Below are 17782 nucleotides of genomic sequence, written 5' to 3' on the forward strand. Positions count from 1 at the left end.
TCGTTACCGTTCATTAAACACGACTTTTTATAGATAAATGAATAAAAACCAGATTGACCACGCCGCTGTCAATCAAAAAATAATTTGATAACCCCGATTTGCTTGACACTCCCTCCTTTCTTAAACACGCTTCAGTGACTTTTCTGTCAATCAGCTAAAATTCATTTTATTTGGGGACTAGCCCTAATTGAGGTAAACTAATACTAATAGATCCCTAACTAACGACTCAAAAGGAGATAGTTTGTTTGATATTGTCAACTTATTAAAACTTAGGCCCATTTTACTCCAGCAAGTTATGATATTTTTAATCACCAGTCCTTTGCTCGACATGGCTAACAACGTCTATCTCAGGTTAATAAGCAACCTGTTTATATACATCTTTTTTAATTCGAACCATTAAGGAGGAGCTACATGAATGACAATTACGGAGAAGTCTTTCGAATCATCCGAACGAGTCAAAATTTGACGCTAAAAGAAGTCTCTACTGGCATCGTTTCACTTTCCTACTTAGGAAAATTTGAAACGGGAAAAACAAATATAACACTTCCCACCTTTATAAAATTACTTGATCGGCTCAATATTAAAATGGATGAGTTTATTTTTTTCTGTAACAGCTCACTTTATAATTTTGATGAACTAGCTACCAACATTTCCGAAGCTTATCGTGGTAATAATGTCACTCAGCTTCTCCAGCTAAAGGACAGTGAGGAAACGCTCTTTAAGTCGACTAAAAGAAAAACACATCAGATAAATAGTATTATGATTGCAGCTGCTATCGTCGATCTCAATCCCAGCTATTTTATTTCCAAGGACGATTTAAAAGTCATGTCCGACTATCTTTTGCAGATTCCCTTTTGGTCTTCCTACAACTTATTTGTTTTTGGGTGTTCTCATGCCATTATTTCTCCCTATTTATTAGTCACACTCATCAATGAAATAGAAAAATTAAACAGCCATCAAATGATTGGTTTTTCAAATCCCCGTGAGCTGATTTTCCTTTTTCATCATGCTGCCTTTACATTTTTACGTAATGACAATCTTAAGCAAGCTATCAAAGCCTTTGACTACGCTAAGGAGTTGCTTAAATCCGGCTTTTTTTTCGAAAAAAACCGAAGCTTGTTTCTCAATGGCCTTATCACTATTCTTCAGGGAAATACTTATGAAGGATTAAAAATGGCCAATGAGGCGATTTTAGTCATTAAAACCTTAGAAGTGTCGTTGGCAGATAAATACGTTCTTGAGCTAAAACGAACCTTGGAAAAGATTCGTGACTTATAACAAAGATGTGGCACTCATAAGGCTTAAGGTAAACCGATTAAGCGTAACCGTATCATTAACTGTTCAAAAATTAAGCTAAATTGGCAACTTGGCCACCACGCACTAAAACCATCGGAATGATGACACGTTCCGATGGTTTTTCTGTTATTTGATGAAGCCAACAATTTTATTTCCTGATTCGCTCAAGCTCAGAAGTTTAGGGCCTCGCTGACCAGTTGGTTAGTTTTCCTGAGAGAAAGACGGTAAATCCCATATTGAAAAATCCGAACTCACAAGATAGTGATTCCATCTAGTTGCCAATCATTTCTGACAAGCATCACAATGGTAATGGACTCGTCACCACCAAAAAAGCTAACCCCTCCCACGGTTTTGGCCTCAAAACCGTGGGAGGGATTGTTGATAAATACAATGACACCTTTGATATGGCACATACTGAACGAGAGTTTTCTTTAGTGATACTTATGAGCAACGTTTAAAACTAGCTGTTCTACTGCTAAAAACCTTTAACTAACACAAACAGACCTTATCTCGTTACCTAAGAGAGATAAGGTCTGTCGATTTTTTTCTATCGTTAGTTTTCAGACAAAGCCTATCACACTGTCTTGTCAAAGTGGGTTCTTAATAACTTAAGTTGCTCATTGACACTTGTTTCTAATACATGGAGTTCTGTTTGCTTATCTTTGACAAATGAGACGAGTGGCACTGGCTCTTTAGAGGTAATCACTGCTTTTTCTGCTTTGGGTGGTAAAAAAAAGGCTGATACTCGCGACACTTGGCTTGCTACTCGAAGTTGTTCATCACTTCGAGTCTGAACCTCTTGCCCTGTGCTAATCGTCGGATCTTTTGCTGTTAACATGTATTGTTGCATCACCTCCGTCGGGTCCTGGCCTGAGTCGGCTGCCGATCTTAAGCGATCACAAACTTCCAGTGTCTGCATCACTTTTAAAATAATCCCTTGCTGACTTTGCACCGTTTGATTAGCAAGCATCATGCCGCGAAAGGATTGATTTAGACTGTCCACTTGTTTCAACAACAAGCGATTAAGCTCTAAAAGGGCGGCATAATTCAACGATAATTCTTGATCTACCAGTTGTTGTTCATAAGAAAATGAGGGGTCTGCTGGCTTATTCGGGTCATGGGTCATGGTATTGCCTTCTTTCTTAATTAAGATAATTACTTGTGTCATACCTGAACAAAAACCACTGACCAGATCAGCCACTTGTTTCTGAAATTAGCCAACGAAATCGTCCATTAATATAAAATAAATGAACGTACTGGTGGTAATATACCCATCAGATAACCGTTTTCATATCTGATGGGTGCTCATGTGACTGCTCATCAATTCTTTTATTTCATACTACAATGTTTCATCAGTTGATGCATTTCTATTTTTTTCACTCAAGTGGAAAAATAAGAAAAACCCGCAGTAAGACTGCAAAGAAGGAAATGGTTGATGGTGGCTAACTTTCTTCTTAACCAGATAGGGAGAGATAATGACTTATTTGTATGGGCAATTAGCTCACTGTCATCGCCCCTTTCATCTTCTCCTTCACTTCACATAATTAACGAACAAAACAATCGACAGAACTCGTAAAAAAGCGAATCCTCTGTTACCGGAAGATCTGATGAGTAATCAGAAACGGGAGGGCTTTAAGCAGTATATTGTTCTTTGCCATTTAAACACTTATCTTAATTCAACAAAAAAGACACATGACTTTTCCAGTTAGCACGACCTTGACCAAGGTCCGTAAAGGAAAAATCACATGTCTTATGAGGTTTGTAGCCGATTATGACAAGCTAGTAGCATTTTAGCTACTAACGGGATTGATTGGATTGGTTTACTTTCTATGTTTGAAAAACAAACCAATAGCACCAAGACTTGAGAGAATAGTGGCGAATACCGTAGAGATACTTGTTGTCGCCTCACCTGTGGCTGGTAACAGTGAGGCAGCTTTCACCTCAGCTTTAGCGATCGTTTTTTGAACTATCGGATCAACGTTTGACTGTGACGCTAAAGGCACGGTTTGCTCTTTCGGTTGTTCTTTTTTCACTGTCTCTGCTTGAGCTTTTTTATAGGTAAAGACGATGGTCTGATTAGTCGAATCAAAAATACCTTGGGTTCCATCAAGAGCACCTGCTAGGATAAACCCTTCAATTTTCTGTGCGGCAATATTATGAAGATCCCCGACTTTTCCGGTAATAACCGTATCTGGATGAATCGTATTGCCATTCTCATCTTGATATTTAATGGTAATCGAAGAAGTCGCTGCTTCATTCGCTTTGTAGGTATAGACAATTGATTGCTCATTTGCAGTGAACAGACCACCAGTGGCATCCGTTGTCGCTACTAACGTGTAACCTTCAATGGCTTTCGGCGCAATGGCATGAGCATCGCCAATTTTCCCGGAAACTGCCTCGCTGATGCTAAGTTGATTACCATTTTCATCTACGTAAGTCACAATGACAGTGCCTGAGCTTTGTTCATTCTTCTTGTACGTATAGGTAATGACTTGATTGCTTGTACCAAAAAGACCACCCGTTGGATCAGCCGTTGTCACAAGTGTGTAACCGGCAATTGTTTTGGCTGCCACGTTATGAGCTTCGCCGACAATGCCAATATTAACATCAGAAAGAGCCACTGTATTCCCTTGATCATCAACATAATTGACTGTCACTGTAGAGGTGTCTTCCCCTTCCGTGTATAAGCGTTCTTGCCAAGACATCTCGATCGTTTGGCCAGGAACGAATATGCTAGGAGCTTTTTCATAATAAATGGCGGTGTCCATATTCTCGCCAAGTAAGGTACCGTTAGCTTGCCCATTAGCAGAAACATAATCATCGCTAGGAACGTTAGAACTAGACACCCAGCGTCCAGCATAAACGTTGCTACCATCAAGTGATTCATTATAGAGGGTCAAGTCATCATCGGTGATGTAGATACCACCGTTGCCGATAGCATAAAGTGGAATTCGATCATTTCCATTTAATTCAGTATCCACTTGAACACCTAAAATAAAATCATTGTACGTATAGGTTCCCACATTATTATAGGTAAGGAAATGTTTAAAGGCCCCATTTAACGTTGTTTGGAGAACTTCAAAAATTTCAATTTTGCCGCCTGCATTTTTTTGATCCGTAAAAATAAATTTACGGCCAATCAAGGTATTTCCATTGGTTTCAGCTTGAGTGTAATACGAAACAGTGCTGTTATCAACACGAATGTATTGTTCTCCATTACTGTCTTGATAGTAATACTTAGATGTACTAGCGCTTCCATGGGAAAAAGAGTAGGTGTTATCGATTCCCGTCGCGAGATTTTTAATTGTTTGCCCAACTAAGACACCGCCTTTAAAGTGAGAACTAACTTCAAAGTTAACACCGCCACGGCTAAAGTAATTGGTCACAACATGTGTTTTGTTAACCTCGGTCCACGTGTCTGTATAAGGCTTTTCTGTTTGTCCTTGATTTGCCGGTGAGATCGGTGCTGCTGCCCCTTGCTCGGTGGCTTTTTCAACCTCTGAAGTGATCTCTGTATTGCTTACCCCTGCTTCGGCAGTTGCATCAGGTAGCGATTCCTCAGCTTGAGGGACTGCTGGCGTTTGCTCGCCTAGAGGTGTTTCTTGACTGGTCTCTGGTATAGCAATCTCTTCTGACGGCTCTGTCTTACTTTCTTCGGAAGTTTCTGGTAAAACATTGGCCGGTGGAACGGTTTCAGTTGTGACCGTTTCTTCTGGATTTTCATGGGGGGAAACTGTTTCTTGCTCAAGGTTAACTTTTGGAACCACTGCCTCTTCGACGACGCTTGCAGTTTCAGTCTGTCCTTCTTCTGAATGGGCGGCCTCAGCCACTTGAATGGTGGTTGACAATTCTTCAGCAAATACCTCTTGCTCTAGTGAGTGATTAATTGCCACAACACTTGTCAAAACCATAGTGGAATAACAAATTCTCAAGATAATCTTCTTTTTCATCTATACTCTCCTTTTTAACGTATGTTTTTCGAACGTATCACTAGTTTATCGTGACCAATTGACTTTGTCAACGTTGTTTAGGTTTGTGTGCATTAAAATTAACTAATGACTGCTTTCCCTCGTTCATTACGCTATTTACTCGATAGCTCTTTTTTATAACAAAGAAAAGTACTAGCTAGGCATTTCTCCAGCTAATACTTCCCTTAAAATAACGAGCTATTTCAAAACTTTTTGTAAAAATGAGACACCTGCTGGGCTTTGGACACCAAAGAACTCACCGATGGTTGCAGCAATATCAGCAAAGGTTTCCCATAAACATTTTTTATCTATAAAATGGCTATGAGGTTACCGTTATTCAGCTAGTGAAATTAGCACGATGCAGTTACTAACTAGTTTTATGGGGATTATATGGACAAAGATAACCAATAGTCCCTTCTTCTTCTGCAAAATCTAAACTATCTGGATATACTTCAGCGCTCCAACCAAAACTATAATCAGGCGTATAATTATGGGCTTCAATTCCACCAAGCGTTAACTCGTGAGCGTTGACATTAGCCTCACCATTTTGCAAATTACCATGAATATAGCCTCTCGCAATATTACAAGCAGGTAAATCTCGATATTGCATCCCCTCTGGAACTGGGGTGTTTTCACATGCCAATACGCCTGCTATATACTTAAAATGCTGCCATCAAAATCACCCATCCATCCAATGGTGCAGCCTTCAATCACAAGAGGTAACTTTTTAAGCTTTTCAACACTGCCATCGTCAAAACTGTCTTCCCAAAGAGCAGGTACAGGATTTTCAACTCCCGCTTCCATGGAATGAGACACCTGACGTCCAATAATACGAACTTTGGGAATTTTAATAAATTCTATTTTTTCTAAAGTTGCCATAAGACCCTCCTAATTAGACATTTTCCATTCTTCAGACTTCCTCATTGGCCATTTCTCCCTCATTTTAACATATGAACCGCATAATAAGAATATAAATAACCTAATATCAGATAATAGATGATATAAACGACTAAAATGTTCATTTATATGCCGCTTTACTTATTCTGACTATCACTTCATTTGTGAGCAGTTATTCCCAAACTTAGTTTAAACAGCCAATGCCCTCTCATTGATTTATTCTTATTCCCAACATTTCCCACGCCATTTGCTTAAAGGCAGCCATAAACACTTTTTCCTTACATAAAGGAAAGATCCTTGAGACATAATAAGTTGTCTCAGAAGAACTCTTTGTCAGTTCAGCCAAAATCTCTAATAAGCAATTGGCGATCTCTTGCAAAAATTGACTAGCAACTGGATCTCCTACTTGTTCAAATTTTACTAAATCGACAATCCCAACCGGTCTACCGTAGAATAACATGATGGATCGCTGAAGTTCAGCTACCTTCAATTGCTTGATTAATTTTTTTTCGGAAAGGGGCACAAGAAACTGTTTAGTCTCCTCAATCTGCCCCTCTTTTAGCCTAATACAAGTGACACCTCGATCATCCCAGCGTAGATAATAGCCGACGATCGTGGTTAACATACCTGCTGCTCCACATAAAAGGTGCCACTCACTTGGCTGGTCATCTAAGACCAGAAAATCACTGTTCTGATGAGTGAGTGCCATCATCTCTGATCCCATAAAAGAAGTGACTTCCTCCCCCTTAAACACCAGTTCAACGGGAAAATCACTTTCTGACAAAGGCCCCATTCTGTCTTTAAGCTCTGCGATTAGGTTATTTTTCTCGACCTGCTTCATGTCGGCCACTTCACCGATCAAACAAGCGATTCTGACAAACTCCTTGCCCAACACCATGTATAAAAGGTTCATTTTCATCTCTCCGATCAAAGAGGATGGAACAGCCCTTTGGTTGTTCCATCCTCTTTACTGTGTTAGATGACGTGTTCTGTCCGTTCGATAATGTCATCTTGAGTGGCTCTTGATAGGGCGTTAAAAAAGGCTGAATAACCAGCAACCCGAACGATTAAATCACGGTGTTTTTCCGGATGAGTTTGGGCATCTAATAAGGTCTCTCGTGACACAACGTTATACTGAATGTGGTACCCTTTCAACCGATTGAAAAAGGTGCGCAACAACATGATCAATTTTTGTTTATCTTCTTCTTTTGCTAAGGTTTGCGGGTTAACTTTTTGATTGAGCAACACGCCGCCTAAAATCTCTTCTGTCGGCAGTTTGGCCACCGATTTTAAGACAGCTGTCGGTCCGTTTTGATCCATGTTGTGAGAGGGTGAACAGCCTTCAGCAAGTGGTGTCCAAGCTTTCCGTCCGTCTGGTGTCGCCATTGTGCCCCGACCTTGTCCAACATTGGCAGAGATAGAGGAGGTGCCAGAATAACGAATGCCTCCAATGGGCCCCCGCCCATAACGCGTATTTGGGTATTTTTTGATCTCATCGATATAGACATCGTAAGCCTTTGTTACCAACTGATCGACATAGTCATCGTCATTCCCATATTTAGGCACGTCATAAAGGATCTGTTGTTGGATCTCTTGACTGCGTTCGCTTTGCCAATCCGTCATTAAGGCTTCCCAGAGCTCCCCAGGTGTGACAGTTTGCTCTTCGAAAACCAATTTTTTGATGGCGGCTAATGAGTCTGCTAAATTAGCAATGCCGACTTGTAAGGCCGAAATAAAATCATAGACTGCCCCACCTTCTTTTAACGTTTTGCCACGACCGATGCAATCATCTGTCAGCGCTGAACATAGCACATCTGGGACTTCCTTTTCAATTCCCAAATCAATCGCATTTTCGACGATCACGCTCATACGTGTCAGTTCCCGTAGAGTTTTATCCCAAACTTCTGCTAACTCTTCGTAGGATGTCATTTCTGTAAAGCGTCCGTAGCCCTTTGTAAAACGCTTGTTTGACACAGGATCGACGCCGTCATTCATGGCGATCATGAGAATTTTAGGGAAGTTGATGTAGCTCATGCCTGTACAGCGATAGCCCCATTTCCCTGGTACGGCTGTTTCCACACAACCGATGGCACTGTAGTCATACGCGTCTTCTTCGCTAACACCATAGTTGATAAATGAGGGAATAATGATCTCATCATTATTAAAGGCCGGCATGCCAAAGCCCAGCTTCATCACTTCAATTGCCTCATCCATAAAGGCTTTACTTAATCCTGCATGGTAACGAACAGTTAAGTTAGGCTGGGGTAATTTGGTCTGAGCCACGCTTTTTAGCACTAAGAAAGACAGTTCGTTAACGGCGTCTTTTTTATCTCTAGTCTGACCACCAATGGTCACATTTTGATACAAGGGGCTGCCTGCACTACTGTATGTGTGAGCCTGACTACGAACCTTATTGACAGTTAAGGTCTTAATCCACAGGTTAGTCAATAATTCCACTGCTTCCTCTTCTCTCAATCTGCCACTGGCGATATCCCCTTGATAAAACGGCAACATGTATTGGTCAAAACGTCCATAAGAGAGGGAGTGACCATTGGATTCGATTTGCAAAATCAATTGAATGAACCAGGTAGCTTGAACGGCTTCAGCAAAAGTTTCAGCTGGTTCATAAGGGACTTTGGTACAAATTCGACTGATTTCAAGCAATTCCTCACGGCGCTCAGGAGTGGCCGTCTCAGCCATTTCTTTCGCCAACTTCGCATATCGTTCGGCATAAGTTTTGACTGCCTGAATAACGATTAGCACAGAACGATAGAAATGATATTTTTCAATGCTCTCGGTTGCCGTTAAATCTAGCGCCGCTTTGGCCTCAAGGGTTCGTTTTTCAAAGGCCTTTAACCCATGTTGCAAGACCTTTTGATAGTTGACTGCTAAATGGGCGTCACCAGAATTCATCTTGCCTTCCATTCCAAAAAAGCCCGTTTCCATATACACCTGGACTTCTTCTGGCAATAAAGCCCCGGCCTTGGCTCGTAAATTATTATTTTCCCAAAATGGGGCGATGGCGCGTAATTGTTCTTTTGTTTCTTCCGTAATATAGAAAACATCCCCGTCACGTTGGTCAAACTTGTCCAACTCGTCGATCACAAATTCAAGGGTATACTCAGGAAAAATCGGGGCAGCTTTATTCGATGCTGCTTGATTTCCGACAATCAGCGTGTCCTCTTCAATATAGATGGACATTTTTTCTAAAATATTTTTTAGCATCAACGCTCGCTTCATGACATTCGGTTGATTTTGATGCTCTTGATAAGCTTCGGTTGTTAACAAAGCCCGTTCAGCGCAAATATAAGGTTTCTTGTCTAACACTGACTCGCGATAATGGTTCATGCGGTTGGTCAGTGAGCCGAAATAGGGTTGATTAGCTGGTTTTTTTTCTGTCAATTGAGTGTCCATAAGAATTCTCCTTTTCTTCATTCGAAACTATTTATTATTTCTTTCGAAATAAATATAGCATGCTATGGGATAAGGTGTCAAACGAAACTTAACGCATTTTCAAAAGAAAAAAGAAGCTGCACAATCGTGCAACTCCTTTAAAATTTTTGCTATTAAACGGTGATTAATTCAATCTTCTGTTGTTTAATAAATGTTGCTGCATCATCTGGAATGCCTTTATCGGTGTAAACCAGTGCGATGTCGCTGAAAGAAAATTCCGAGACGACCCCCACCTGAGAAAATTTACTGGAATCCGTTAAGACAATGGTTTTATTGGCTGATGACATCATGGCATTTGCTGTGTCACAGCGGGTGATGTCACTGCCCGTAAACCCTCGTCTTTTATCAAATCCATCAATACCTACAAACAGTTTGTCGACACAAAACTCACTGATCAACTTTCGAACCAATGGGCCAACATTGACCTGTGAGTCTTTTTGGTACTCACCACCGATTAAGACCACTTTGACGGATTCGGCTTTTCTGATATAAGACGCAATAAAACAAGAATTGGTAATCACGGTTATGTCGTTCTTATTATAGGCCAATTCTTCTGCCAACAGTGTACACGTCGAGCCAGATTCGATCATCACGGTCTCTCCGTCTTTTACTAGTTTGGCTGCTTCTAAAGCAATTCTGCGTTTTAAATCATAATTAGAGGCTAGGCGGTAATTGATATCGTCTTGATTATTAATAACTGCAAATCCATGCTCGCGATGCAAAATCCCTCTAGCTTCCAACTTATCTAGGTCCTTACGAATCGTCACACGGGAGACATTAAGCAACAACGCCAATTTATTAACTTCAATTTTTTTATCTCTGCTGACAATCGAAATAATTTCTTCTTCTCGTGACATAATCATCCCTCGCTTTTATTTTGTTAGCATATCATATTTACTAAAAGCTTTCAACATCGCCAACTATAGTTTCGTTCGTAACTAATATCGTTTACGTTTATTAAGTATTGTGCTAAACTTATTGTATATAAAAATGGAAAGAAGGAAATTTCTATGACCACTCAGCCAAAATTAACCGCGTGCATCTTTAATATTCAAAAATTTAGTCTCCATGATGGCGCTGGTATCCGAACCGTTGTCTTCTTTAAAGGGTGTCCTCTACGTTGTTATTGGTGCTCCAATCCAGAATCTCAAAAAGGTACCCCTGAAGATATGTGGAACACTAGTCAGGGAAAATACACCACTGTTGGAGAATATCGAACGATTGACGAGGTGATTGACGAAGTGATGCAAGATGTTCTTTTTTATGAAGAATCTGGTGGCGGAGTGACTTTATCAGGGGGGGAAGTCCTCTATCAAGCAGAATTTGCCACCGAGTTATTGCGATTACTTAAAGAAAAAGGGATACATACCGCAACTGAAACAACCGGCTACGCTAAACAAGAGGTATTTGCCGCCTATCTGAAACAAGTCGACACTTTATACTTTGATGTTAAACATTATGATCCAGAAAAACACCGCGAAGGAATTGGCGTGACAAATGAGCTGATTTTAGCAAACTTGGCTTACTCTTTAAAGCATCATGATCAGCTAATCGTGCGCATCCCCGTCATTCCTCATTTTAATGACAGCCCTCAAGATGCCGAAAAATTCGCACAGCTATTTAATCAGCTGAAGGTCAAGGAGATTGAATTACTACCATTTCATCAATATGGTCAACAAAAATACGACAACTTGAAGCGGGACTACAGAATGGCAGATATTCCCCAACTGCATACGGAAGATCTGGCTTATTTTAGAGATATTATGGAAGATCATGGTATCACTTGTCTTGTAAGATAAGGGCTGCTGTGTTGAGCTTAATGACTTGTTCTTCAGATCACTTTTCTTCAACCATAACCTTTACTTCTCGACAAACGATTTTTAATACAAAAAAACTTATAAAGATTTTTATATCGCTAAAACGAAGAGCAATGTGATATATTATCATTATTAGAATCGAATTACCCGATAGATTCCATCATAATTTAACTAAAAATGAAAAAGAGGACTAATAATGAAAAAAATGCTGACTTTATTAATTTTCTCTATTATTTTTTTGACAGCTTGTGATGGAACTAAATCTATCACAAACGACACTTCGGAGAAAAGGGAGACGAGGGCAACCTCACATTCAAATGACACTGCAAACTCAAATGAAAGCAATGTTATTATTGAACTACGGGATCAAACTGAGAATTATGATCGGTTTTTACAATTTTCAGAAAAAGTGGTCAAAGGTGAAGCCGACAATATACGAATCATAACTTATACTATCGAAGGTGACGAAATTATAAGGGAACTTAACACGGACAAAGGAGAAATAATTTCTAGGTATGATACAACCAGAGATCAATACGGCTCCCAACAAATAACGGAAGAGACATTCGCAAGAATAATTGAAAAGGATGGGCTATATATCTTGAAGAACGAGCAATCGATTGATGAAGATAATGCTATTTTAGCCAAGCGCTGAAAGAAAGACTTGTTCTTAATAGCTGATTCACTCAAATGGGTAAGCAACGTCGGCAATAAAAAGAGCAAATTGATAGCAAATTAAAGAGGTCAGTCGCAAAATTCAGCAGTTGAATTTTTGCGGCTGACCCTTCTAACGCATAAGGTAATTAGCTGCTCCTAAAGCCGCCGTTGCACCTGACCCCATCGAAATAATAATTTGTTTGTAGGCACTGTCCGTGCAGTCTCCTGCTGCAAATATACCCGGAAGATTGGTCATGCCGCGATGATCAATCATCACTTCCCCCGCTTCATTTAAACGTATTCCTGATTCAATCAGCCAGTCTGTGTTGGGAACTAAACGCGTTTGAATAAAAACAGCTTGTAACTCAATCAGGTGTTTCTGATTGGTTTCTCGGTGGACATAACACAAGCCACTCACACGGTCAGTTCCCTTTATTTCCAACACTTCAGCGTCGGTAATGACTGTCACATTCGGTAAAACTTTGAGGCGGTTCAGCAGAAGTTGATCGGCTTTAAGCTGAGAGCTTTCCCCAAGAAGATACACGCGCTCAGTATAATTAGCCAATTCGATGGCTCCTTCAACGGCCTGATTGCTGTTGCCAATAACTGCCACCTTTTGACCAGAAAAAAGGGGACCATCACAATGGGGACAATTGGTGACGCCTTTCGCGAAAAAGGCCTTTTCACCAGGAATCGCCAATTCTTCCCAGGTTGCTCCTACTGCCAAGATAACCGCTCTTGCCTTAAGAATGGCGTTGCTTTCCAGTTCTACTTCGATCAGTTGACTCTTCCGAATGGACTTAACCCGTTGATCTTTCAGTATCTCTACAGCAAATTGATTGACATGTATTTCTACCTCGCTCATTAAGCGAGCCCCTTCAGTATAGGGTTGGCCAATCATATTTTCAATCCCGGCTATCTCCATTACTTTACCACCATAGTCAGTAGCAACCAGCCCCACTTTCAGCCCTTTACGAGCAGCATAGATGGCCGCGCTATTGCCAGCAGGTCCACCGCCAATAATGAGGACATCAAAAATAATCTTCTTTAAGCTGGCAGGGATACTCGTTCGCCCAATTGCGAGGTCCAGCAGTTGCGCAACTGTTTGGCGACCGCTGGCCACTTCTTCTCCCTCAATGAGGATTGTCGGAACGGCTAAAATATTTCGTTTGCTACGCTCTTTATCGAACATCGCACCTTCAATCATCGTATGAGAGATGTTAGGGGCAATTATCGCTAAGAGGTTTAATGATTGGACAACCACTGGACAATTATGACAGTTTAAACTAACATACGTCTCAAAATGAATGTCTTTATCAAGCTCTGTTAGTCGCACACTCACCTCCTCAGGTATGGCAGGGAGGACACCATCAAGTTGTTTAATCGCAACAATCAATGACTCAAATTCATGACCTAATGGTAGGCCAGCAAATTCAACGCGTGCTTCTGCCCCTTTTCTAGCCAAAGCAAAACAAGGTGTGCGAGATAAACTTGTTGTTTCAATGGAAAGTCGGGGACAGAGGACAATCACTTCGTCTAAAAATGCTTTTACCATGCGGGAATTGTCATCGTCACCTAAGCAGGCTTTTATGATTATTTCATGCTCTAATGTCGCCAATTGTTTAACTAAAAGCTGTTGTTCCTCTGTCGTTAACATCATCCCAATCGCTCCTTTGCTGGCCCTCTTATAACTACGTATAGTCAGCCATTCATCACTTTATTCTACTACCTCTAGGGAGGCAGCTTCTTGCTCGTTGCTATAGGCCATGCCATCTTGAATTCTAAAGAATGGGTAATAAATAATCGATGATAAGACTAAAATTAAGAGTTGGACAACTGCACCTTGCCAACCGCCGACCATCAGTCCCGAAATAATAGCAGGCGTACTCCAAGGTAACGTAACGCCGGCAAAAGGGGTCATAAAACCAATGGCGATTGAACCGTAAACCAACACTGCCGAAAGCACTGGAACTAGCATAAATGGCACAAACATGACAGGGTTCATGACGATGGGAAAGCCAAAAATAATCGGTTCATTCACATTAAATAGTGCTGGTAAAACGGCTACCTTTCCTAAGGCTTTATACTGTTGTGATTTGGCTGCCATTAACATGGCTAGAACTAAGCCAAAGGTAATACCTGAACCAGAGATCAGTAAAAAACTATCTAAAAATTGCTGAGTGACAATATGAGCGCCTTTCTCCAAGGATAAATCTCCGGTAGCTAATAAGGCTTTATTGGCATCTAAATTAGACAAAAGCAAGGCTGTTACGATGCCGTTGACGACCGATTGTCCATGAACCCCAAACCACCATAAGAACGAGATAAAGAAGGCAATACCAATGGCCCCAGGTAATGAGCCAGTTAACCCTTGTAAGGGAACCTGAATAACGTCGTAGATCATTTCAATAAATGTTCCGCCAGTCAGGGCTTTCGAGACGATATACACGATCATCGCCAGTAAGAAGATCGCAAAGGCCGGCGTCATGGCTTCAAATTGTTTGGCAATGGCTTGAGGCACTTGTTGCGGCATCTTGATCACAATTTTTTTAGTAATAAAGGTTGTATAAATTGCTCCCACTGTTAAACCAATGATAATCGCCCCAATAATCCCTTGACCGCCAAACCAAATTTTTGCGATGGCATCAGCAAGTGGTTCCCCACTTTCTGGCACATAAGAGGACCGAAGGGTAATAAAAAATGCCGAAAGAGAAAGGACACCTGCTGGTAAGGGTTCAACTCCACTGTTCTTCGCGTAAGAATAACCAATTGAAAAACATGATATTAATCCCATAATGGCAAAAGTCCCGGCATGAACTTGCATAAAGGGTTCTGTCCAATCAGAGCCAAATACGCTAGCAACCGCCTGATTAAATCCCTCGAAAGGAATTTGGCCGATAATTAAGAAAATCGAGCCCACAACGGTTAGGGGCAAGATCGATAACATGCCGTCTTTTAATGCAATAATTCCTTTCATGTTGACAAATTTCATGATCGGCTTAATAATTTTTTGTGAACGACTCGTATTCATTTACGGATTACCTCCTTAGATAGTTGCTTTTTTCTTAGATAGACTTAAAGCCAAACTCAGGACTTTTTCACCATCTAACATGCCATAATCAGCCATTGGAATGACTGCCAGTGGCACGTCACATTCTTTACAAATTCCTTCTGATTGATCGAAAGTATAACTGACTTGTGGTCCCAATAAGGCCACATCAATCCCTGTCACACAATCACATAATTTGGCTTGAGGATACGCCTCAATCACTACGTCAACATTTCGTTTCTCAGCTGCTATCTTCATATTGTTGACTAACATTCCTGTTGAAAAACCTGCTGCACAAAATAAACCTATTTTAATCATAATCATACTCTCCCTTTATCTAGTTAGTTTTGTTGTTCTTTTCTTAACTCAATGATCTCTTTAATTAAATTAATTTCCGTAATCGTTGTCATTAAATGGTCCTGGGCATGGATAAACAATGCGGTTATCTCCATTTTGTTGCCACTTGCTTCTTGGACTAAAAAACTCGTTTGCATATTGTGTGCTTCTGTCAGTGCCGCTTCTGCCAATTTAATTTCTTGATCACTCTCTTCAACCTTTCCTTGTTTTACCTGACTCAGCGCCAGGTAAATATGTTGTTTGGCATCTCCGGCATGTAAGATTAACCCCATAATAAGTTGATCTGGTACAATTGTTTCCATTACGATCCACCCTTTCTTTTTACTAATCGCTACCGAAAGTTCTCTTCTTGATAATCAAAAATTCATCACAACGTCACCTCTCCTTCTTCACTTTTGACTTGTCAAAGCCCTTTATTAAGTTTCAAATGAAACATAAAAACAATTCCTTCACAAGTAAAAAAATACCATCTGAAAGCGTATTCGTCAATAGTTGACGGCTTTCTTGATGGCGTTTTGCACAATAGTGCACATATAACTATTTATTTAAAGGTGCTAAAGATTTTAAACAAAAAAAGCCTAGGACACTATCTCCCAGACTCTCAATATGACTGATCAGCAACGAATTTCCCGCCTATTTTAATCCTTTTCAAAACCATTTTTCCGATAAACAATCAGAAAAATAACAAAAAATACGAGACAGCTTGCGACTAAAATGACCCAGTCAAGCATTGCCAAGGGATTTTTATTACCTGACGCAATTTCAGTGGTCATCGTCGCTAAAATACCTGTGTAGAGGTATTGATTAACTGTTTGTAAACCGGCGAACATATCGCTAAACATTGGCACCATCATCAAGACCATCATAAAAAATACCATGTTATTAGACGCCGCCATTTGATCTTTAGAGAATATCCCGACAATCATGCCTATAACGCAGGTCGTCAATGTCGCCAGAAAAATAGCCAGAAAGTAAGTTAATAAGTTAACCTCTTCTAATGGTATCCCACTTAAAAGTAAGACAACCACATTGGATAGCACCGTCACCACGACTACTGGAATGACCGTACTAACAAAATAGTCCATTCCCGATACCGATGAAGTCATCAAGGTCCGCAATGTATGTTTTTCTTTATCTTTTGCTAAAAGAGTCGCTGGCATCATCAAGGCGATCATGCAAATCGTAAATAAAATCCCCATCTTCAATATTAACGAAAATCCCATGGCCCTTGTCTCTTTATCAGAAAAGAGATCTGCTAAACCAAAACGATAGACCAAGATAAAACCAATTGGTAATAAGATTCCAACTAAAAATGATTTATTCTTTAATAATTCCCTTGTTTTAAACTGCATTAATGCGCTTGATTTACTCAATGATAGATTCATTGTAATTCCCTCCCTGTCACTGTTAGAAAGACTGATTCCAATGTCGGTTCACATGAATGAATCGCCTCTATGACATTGTCATTTAACCATTCTTGAATTTGCTGACTAGTCTCACTGCAGTGATCCAACACCACTCTTTCCTTGGTGTTTAGCAAAATGCGGTAACGTTTTTCGGCATTATATCGCAGACAAATTTCCTCTGGCGTCCCGTATTCAACAATTTCACCGTCATTCAATAAGGCCACATAATCACAAAGCTTTGTGGCTTCTTCCATATTATGCGTGGTCAAAAAGATCCCCATCCCTGACTGTTTCAACTCCAACAACAACTTATGGATTTCTAGCGCCGTAGAAGGGTCCAATCCTGATGTTGGTTCATCTAAGAATAATAGTTTCGGTTTATGCAAAACGGCTCTCGCTAAAACTAGGCGTTGACCTTGACCTTTGGATAGCTTTCCCGCTGGCTGCTTTTTCTGTTCCGATAACCCGACTCTGGTTAACAAACGGTCAATTTCAGAAGGTGAGACGTTTAATAATTTAGCGAACAGGAGTAAGTTATCATAGACTGAAAACTCTTCATAGATGCCACTTTGATCCGTGACAATTCCTATTTGTTCGTAGATTTTTTCATCAATTTTTTGGGTGTCTCGTCCTAAAATCGTTGCTTCCCCTTTAGATTGGCGCAACTGACCTGTTACAATTTTGATCGTGGTTGTCTTACCTGATCCTGATGGCCCCAAAAAACCCACGATTTCGCCTGGACGAATTTGAAGATTGATATCTTTCAAGGCCTCTTTATTTTTGAAACGTTTCCCGATATGTTTCAGTTTTAATAACTCTTCCATCACTTCTCACTCCTTATTATTACGACACTTACAGGATTGATTGTACTAAAAAAGTAAG

General features: G+C 40.4%; 17 protein-coding genes. 4 read left to right on the top strand and 13 right to left on the bottom strand.

The genetic code is table 11. The features are described 5' to 3' along the window. Window positions 1-411 precede the first annotated feature (411 nt). On the top strand, window positions 412-1278 hold the full coding sequence (locus I6N95_RS04715; RefSeq protein ID WP_209525203.1) for a helix-turn-helix domain-containing protein: 867 nt from the start codon (window positions 412-414) through the stop codon (window positions 1276-1278). 293 nt (window positions 1279-1571) lie between these two features. Further along, complete coding sequence (locus I6N95_RS27805) at window positions 1572-1754, top strand: GHKL domain-containing protein (RefSeq protein WP_209525204.1); 183 nt, start codon at window positions 1572-1574, stop codon at window positions 1752-1754. Between the two features lie 116 nt (window positions 1755-1870). Here the strand turns inward: I6N95_RS27805 and I6N95_RS04725 are convergent, their stop codons facing one another. The 7 genes from I6N95_RS04725 to I6N95_RS04755 all read right to left on the bottom strand — a co-directional run bounded on the left by I6N95_RS04725 (window position 1871) and on the right by I6N95_RS04755 (window position 10471). Further along, on the bottom strand, window positions 1871-2464 hold the full coding sequence (locus I6N95_RS04725) for a hypothetical protein (protein ID WP_209525205.1): 594 nt from the start codon (window positions 2462-2464) through the stop codon (window positions 1871-1873). Window positions 2465-3116: 652 nt separating this feature from the next. Continuing rightward, the gene (locus I6N95_RS04730; protein WP_209525206.1) at window positions 3117-5246 is read right to left on the bottom strand and encodes a MucBP domain-containing protein; all 2130 of its coding nucleotides are present in this window, start codon (window positions 5244-5246) and stop codon (window positions 3117-3119) included. A gap of 385 nt (window positions 5247-5631) precedes the next feature. After that, window positions 5632-5907 carry a hypothetical protein gene (locus tag I6N95_RS04735; RefSeq protein ID WP_209525207.1) on the bottom strand — a complete coding sequence of 92 codons (276 nt, stop codon included), beginning with the start codon at window positions 5905-5907 and terminating at the stop codon, window positions 5632-5634. 8 nt (window positions 5908-5915) lie between these two features. After that, window positions 5916-6143: a hypothetical protein gene (locus tag I6N95_RS04740; RefSeq protein ID WP_209525208.1), complete on the bottom strand. Its 228-nt coding sequence runs from the start codon at window positions 6141-6143 to the stop codon at window positions 5916-5918. Between the two features lie 226 nt (window positions 6144-6369). Next, on the bottom strand, window positions 6370-7074 hold the full coding sequence (locus I6N95_RS04745; protein ID WP_209525209.1) for a hypothetical protein: 705 nt from the start codon (window positions 7072-7074) through the stop codon (window positions 6370-6372). 62 nt (window positions 7075-7136) lie between these two features. Next, on the bottom strand, window positions 7137-9575 hold the full coding sequence (locus tag I6N95_RS04750; RefSeq protein WP_209525210.1) for a glycyl radical protein: 2439 nt from the start codon (window positions 9573-9575) through the stop codon (window positions 7137-7139). A 152-nt stretch (window positions 9576-9727) separates the two neighbouring features. Further along, entirely contained in the window at window positions 9728-10471 is a 744-nt protein-coding gene (locus tag I6N95_RS04755; protein ID WP_209525211.1) for a DeoR/GlpR family DNA-binding transcription regulator, read from the bottom strand. A gap of 153 nt (window positions 10472-10624) precedes the next feature. Between I6N95_RS04755 and I6N95_RS04760 the strand changes: the two genes are divergently transcribed. Together I6N95_RS04760 and I6N95_RS04765 are read left to right on the top strand one after the other, a co-directional pair. Beyond that, window positions 10625-11413 carry a glycyl-radical enzyme activating protein gene (locus I6N95_RS04760; RefSeq protein WP_209525212.1) on the top strand — a complete coding sequence of 263 codons (789 nt, stop codon included), beginning with the start codon at window positions 10625-10627 and terminating at the stop codon, window positions 11411-11413. A gap of 214 nt (window positions 11414-11627) precedes the next feature. Beyond that, window positions 11628-12086 carry a DUF4362 domain-containing protein gene (locus I6N95_RS04765; RefSeq protein ID WP_209525213.1) on the top strand — a complete coding sequence of 153 codons (459 nt, stop codon included), beginning with the start codon at window positions 11628-11630 and terminating at the stop codon, window positions 12084-12086. 132 nt (window positions 12087-12218) lie between these two features. On the opposite strand, the gene ahpF is transcribed toward I6N95_RS04765, so the two are convergent. The 6 genes from ahpF to I6N95_RS04795 all read right to left on the bottom strand — a co-directional run bounded on the left by ahpF (window position 12219) and on the right by I6N95_RS04795 (window position 17724). Further along, window positions 12219-13748, bottom strand: a complete 1530-nt coding sequence (ahpF, locus tag I6N95_RS04770) for an alkyl hydroperoxide reductase subunit F (protein ID WP_209525214.1) — start codon at window positions 13746-13748, stop codon at window positions 12219-12221. Between the two features lie 57 nt (window positions 13749-13805). Then, window positions 13806-15119 (bottom strand): PTS sugar transporter subunit IIC, encoded by a 1314-nt coding sequence (locus I6N95_RS04775; RefSeq protein WP_209525215.1) that lies wholly within the window; start codon window positions 15117-15119, stop codon window positions 13806-13808. Between the two features lie 15 nt (window positions 15120-15134). Then, the gene (locus I6N95_RS04780) at window positions 15135-15455 is read right to left on the bottom strand and encodes a PTS sugar transporter subunit IIB (RefSeq protein WP_209525216.1); all 321 of its coding nucleotides are present in this window, start codon (window positions 15453-15455) and stop codon (window positions 15135-15137) included. Between the two features lie 23 nt (window positions 15456-15478). After that, window positions 15479-15796 (bottom strand): PTS lactose/cellobiose transporter subunit IIA, encoded by a 318-nt coding sequence (locus tag I6N95_RS04785; RefSeq protein ID WP_209525217.1) that lies wholly within the window; start codon window positions 15794-15796, stop codon window positions 15479-15481. A 336-nt stretch (window positions 15797-16132) separates the two neighbouring features. Next, window positions 16133-16879 carry an ABC transporter permease gene (locus tag I6N95_RS04790; protein WP_209525218.1) on the bottom strand — a complete coding sequence of 249 codons (747 nt, stop codon included), beginning with the start codon at window positions 16877-16879 and terminating at the stop codon, window positions 16133-16135. Beyond that, window positions 16876-17724 carry an ABC transporter ATP-binding protein gene (locus tag I6N95_RS04795; RefSeq protein ID WP_209525219.1) on the bottom strand — a complete coding sequence of 283 codons (849 nt, stop codon included), beginning with the start codon at window positions 17722-17724 and terminating at the stop codon, window positions 16876-16878. Before I6N95_RS04795 ends, I6N95_RS04790 begins: the two co-directional genes overlap by 4 nt. Window positions 17725-17782 lie beyond the last annotated feature (58 nt).

Origin of the sequence: Vagococcus allomyrinae (assembly GCF_017829975.1) — a bacterium.
In the GTDB taxonomy this organism is placed as follows: Bacteria; Bacillota; Bacilli; order Lactobacillales; family Vagococcaceae; genus Vagococcus_D; species Vagococcus_D allomyrinae.

Bases quoted from the DNA above. Each gene is read 5' to 3' on its own strand.
- I6N95_RS04715 (WP_209525203.1), top strand. From the start codon at position 412: ATGAATGACAATTACGGAGAAGTCTTTCGAATCATCCGAACGAGTCAA.
- I6N95_RS04725 (WP_209525205.1), bottom strand. From the start codon at position 2,464: ATGACACAAGTAATTATCTTAATTAAGAAAGAAGGCAATACCATGACC.
- I6N95_RS04730 (WP_209525206.1), bottom strand. From the start codon at position 5,246: ATGAAAAAGAAGATTATCTTGAGAATTTGTTATTCCACTATGGTTTTG.
- I6N95_RS04740 (WP_209525208.1), bottom strand. From the start codon at position 6,143: ATGGCAACTTTAGAAAAAATAGAATTTATTAAAATTCCCAAAGTTCGT.
- I6N95_RS04745 (WP_209525209.1), bottom strand. From the start codon at position 7,074: ATGAACCTTTTATACATGGTGTTGGGCAAGGAGTTTGTCAGAATCGCT.
- I6N95_RS04750 (WP_209525210.1), bottom strand. From the start codon at position 9,575: ATGGACACTCAATTGACAGAAAAAAAACCAGCTAATCAACCCTATTTC.
- I6N95_RS04755 (WP_209525211.1), bottom strand. From the start codon at position 10,471: ATGTCACGAGAAGAAGAAATTATTTCGATTGTCAGCAGAGATAAAAAA.
- I6N95_RS04760 (WP_209525212.1), top strand. From the start codon at position 10,625: ATGACCACTCAGCCAAAATTAACCGCGTGCATCTTTAATATTCAAAAA.
- I6N95_RS04765 (WP_209525213.1), top strand. From the start codon at position 11,628: ATGAAAAAAATGCTGACTTTATTAATTTTCTCTATTATTTTTTTGACA.
- ahpF (WP_209525214.1), bottom strand. From the start codon at position 13,748: ATGATGTTAACGACAGAGGAACAACAGCTTTTAGTTAAACAATTGGCG.
- I6N95_RS04775 (WP_209525215.1), bottom strand. From the start codon at position 15,119: ATGAATACGAGTCGTTCACAAAAAATTATTAAGCCGATCATGAAATTT.
- I6N95_RS04780 (WP_209525216.1), bottom strand. From the start codon at position 15,455: ATGATTAAAATAGGTTTATTTTGTGCAGCAGGTTTTTCAACAGGAATG.
- I6N95_RS04785 (WP_209525217.1), bottom strand. From the start codon at position 15,796: ATGGAAACAATTGTACCAGATCAACTTATTATGGGGTTAATCTTACAT.
- I6N95_RS04790 (WP_209525218.1), bottom strand. From the start codon at position 16,879: ATGAATCTATCATTGAGTAAATCAAGCGCATTAATGCAGTTTAAAACA.
- I6N95_RS04795 (WP_209525219.1), bottom strand. From the start codon at position 17,724: ATGGAAGAGTTATTAAAACTGAAACATATCGGGAAACGTTTCAAAAAT.